This is a genomic window from Candidatus Neomarinimicrobiota bacterium, from assembly GCA_034716895.1.
Taxonomy (GTDB): Bacteria; Fidelibacterota; UBA8477; order UBA8477; family JABMPR01; genus JABMPR01.
The window spans coordinates 1-3171 of the sequence record JAYEKW010000112.1; the positions used below are offsets into that span (position 1 = coordinate 1).

Consider the following 3171-nt stretch of genomic DNA (forward strand, 5'->3'; position numbering starts at 1 on the left):
CTGAGGGCATGGAGATCACAGCCTCCAGTTTCTGATTCTCCACCAGTTCTTCTCTGATCTGCTTATGAGCCTTGGATGATCCAAACAGTACACCGTCTGGGACAATCACAACGCAGCGACCACCGGTTTTGAGCATCCGGAGCATTAATCCCAGAAACAAGAGCTCGGTTTTCTTGGTCTTTACGGTCTGCAGGATAGAGGCATCCACACTGTCATAGTCCAGACTGCCCTTAAAGGGTGGATTGGCCAAGATCAGGGTGAACTGCTCACGGATATCTGCATTGCTTTCAGAAAGGGAGTCCTTACCAATCAAATCAGGTTTCTCAATACCGTGCAACTGGAGATTCATGGCTCCAATCCTGAGCATGGTGGCATCGAATTCAATCCCGGTGAACATATCTGAGTTGAAATGCTCCCTGAAGTCCTTTTCATGGAAATAATCGGGATGCTTATCGTGGATATACTCACTGCTAGCCACCAGAAAACCAGCCGTGCCACAGGCAGGATCACAAATAGTGTCGTCCTTTTTAGGCTGGACCATATCCACCATCATTTTGATAATATGTCTTGGCGTTCTGAACTGTCCATTTCTTCCAGCAGTGGCAATCTTTGAAAGTAAATATTCGTACAGGTCGCCCTTGGTATCTCGGTCGTCCATCTGAATTTTGTCGACCATCTGCACGACTTGATCCAGGAGCCGTGGCGTGGGAATCATGAAGGTAGCACCCTGCATATACTTTGCGAACACACCGGCTTTGTCCCCAATGCTTTTCATGTGTGCAAAGACAGTCAGGTTATCTACATCTACTTGAGGTTTGGTGAACAATCCAAACATGACATCAGGATCGGTATCCTTGAATGAATTCCAGCGAAAACGGCTTTGTTCTGTGGTGTAGTAGGTCTCCCCTATGTCTATCCCGGCAATATTGGCTTTCTTCTCTTCCAGAAGCTGGCGTTCATCCAGACGGCGGATGAATAGAAGATAGGTGAATTGCTGAATTACTGTTAATGGATCTGTAACACCTCCTGTAGCAAACGAATTCCATATTTTATCGACTTGGTTGCGTAGTTCTCCGGTGATCATTTATGTGTGTTCCGATCTATATATTTATGACTTTAATTTCCACTCGAAGTGAGTATTATTTCAGTACTTCCCAATGTCCACCCTTGTCCGAGCCAATCCGTTTCAGTTGACCAGATTCCTGAAGTTTCTTCAGGTTGCGTTCTACAGAACGAGTGGTAACACCGGTAAGTTGAGCAAGACTTGCAATTGTTGCATTAGAATTTCTGCTAATCTCCTTGATGATTTTCTCCGACGCTTTCTCCGACGCTTTCTCCGACATTCTCTCTTTAGCTTCTTCAGGATAATGAAATACGACCCACAGTCCGCCAGTCTCGAACTCTGGTTCAGGGACATCTGCAGCCTTGCAAGCATCCATGATCCTCTCTATCCGCAGAGCCATTTCAGACCTATTCCTTTTCCATACTCTCGAGCATGGCTCTACCATTGGCCGTCAACCTGTATTTTTGTTTCGGGCTTTGAGGTTTATCTGGTATTGTCGGTTCTATTAAGGCGGCCTCTATAAGTGGCTTGAGAACTTGGTCCCGAAACTTGGTCCTGTTACGACGTCCAACCACCTCCATCAGCACTGTTATCGCACTGTCAATCATGCACTTACGTAGGACATTAACTTGGTCCCGGCTTGGTCCCAGCTTGGTCCCGGCTTGGTCCTTTGCCTGCTTATTATCTATCGCTTCTGCCACAAAATAAAAAGTCACCCACAATCCGGTAGATTCATGTTTCAACTCTGGATCTGGGATGCCAGCTGATTTGCATGCAGCAAAGATTCGTTCGATGCCACGTCCCCAGGCTTCGATCATCCCCGCCAGCGAAAATACATTAGCAATATCCGGATTATACGGTAACGATTCATGTTTTGCCAACATAGTAGCGACTGTCCAGCCAGCGGGTAGCTGACCTGAACTCCAAATCATAATCTTGTCCGAGTAAACACTTATCTGAATGGGTGCACCACTACTATAATCCTTATGAGCAACAGCATTTAGAATAGCCTCGCGCAATGCTTCTTCCGGGACTGGAAAGGTTTCAACTCGCTGGAGACCATCGTATGAAATGAGAGCTTTCATGTATTTGGTTTTAAGAACATTAAGCGTTTTGCTTGTTTGGGTAAGCAATTCGCCATGGATTTCATCTTGAAAACGAAGATTAGCATCAGCCTCGAAATACCCAGTCTTAATGAATGCACCAGTGACAAACTTTTCAGGATCTGGATGAAATAATAGCAGAGTAGCACGTTTGAGGTAATCTCCCTCCTTCAAATGGAGTTTAGCTATAAGCTCCTCATCACTTTCTTCCAGGATTTCCTCTGGAAGCCGTCGGCTTCGATGGCTACGCTGACGGAACATTTTCAGGGTATCGGATGAGAGATCCGTAATTGTAACACCTGGAACAGGAACCCCGTCCCAATGTTTCCCTATTCTCTGCAATAGAAAGCGATCAAGCGCGGCTCCCTTAAGTTCCTGTTTGGTACTCCCCGTTCGGTAATGGTATTGGCCCTTATAGCTCACAGGGTGAAGCTGAGGCTTCACTTGGATTCTAATCAAGTCCTTGCCATTTTCCTGGATCAGATGCACATCAGGAACGATACCTAACGAATCTCTGATTTTATTAGGTAGTTCTTCGAGTAATCTATTTGCATTGGTGAGACCTACAGGAGTTCCATCATCATCACGACCGATCTCCAAGGTACCACCGTGTGCATTTGCAAATCCGCAGAGCCATTTCAGATACTCATCCCGCCAGGATGATTTCCATTCGATGTGTTGGTTCTCTTTCACCGGAAATGATTCCCCACGATAGATTAAATCCTTTCAACAATTATTGGTAGTGTTTGAACGCTGAATTTAGTACCGAGCTGGTTACTTACAAGCTGAAGAACGACTCCGGGGGAACGAAACGTAGCTATAGATGAATACCGGTATACCTACTACTCCTACATGACAAATGGATTTTAAAGTCCCTAAGGGGATTCTGCCTCAAATTCGTATCGATATCAAACTAAACGTTGAAAGAGTCCTATGAACTAGGCTATTAATTCCACGTCTGGGAAACGTTTGAAGTTTCTACTTTGTGCATGGTTTAAAAAGGCC

3 protein-coding genes are annotated in these 3171 nt (G+C 45.4%); all 3 read right to left on the reverse strand.

All coding sequences use genetic code 11. The features are described from left to right. Positions 1-1084 (reverse strand): class I SAM-dependent DNA methyltransferase (locus U9Q77_07000; GenBank protein ID MEA3287107.1); only part of this gene is annotated, 1084 nt, incomplete at its 3' end. A 55-nt stretch (positions 1085-1139) separates the two neighbouring features. Then, positions 1140-1463: a winged helix-turn-helix transcriptional regulator gene (locus U9Q77_07005; GenBank protein ID MEA3287108.1), complete on the reverse strand. Its 324-nt coding sequence runs from the start codon at positions 1461-1463 to the stop codon at positions 1140-1142. A gap of 7 nt (positions 1464-1470) precedes the next feature. Then, entirely contained in the window at positions 1471-2859 is a 1389-nt protein-coding gene (locus U9Q77_07010) for an ATP-binding protein (GenBank protein ID MEA3287109.1), read from the reverse strand. Positions 2860-3171 lie beyond the last annotated feature (312 nt).

Excerpts from the sequence above, each read along its gene's own strand:
- U9Q77_07005 (MEA3287108.1), bottom strand. The coding sequence starts at position 1,463 with ATGGCTCTGCGGATAGAGAGGATCATGGATGCTTGCAAGGCTGCAGAT.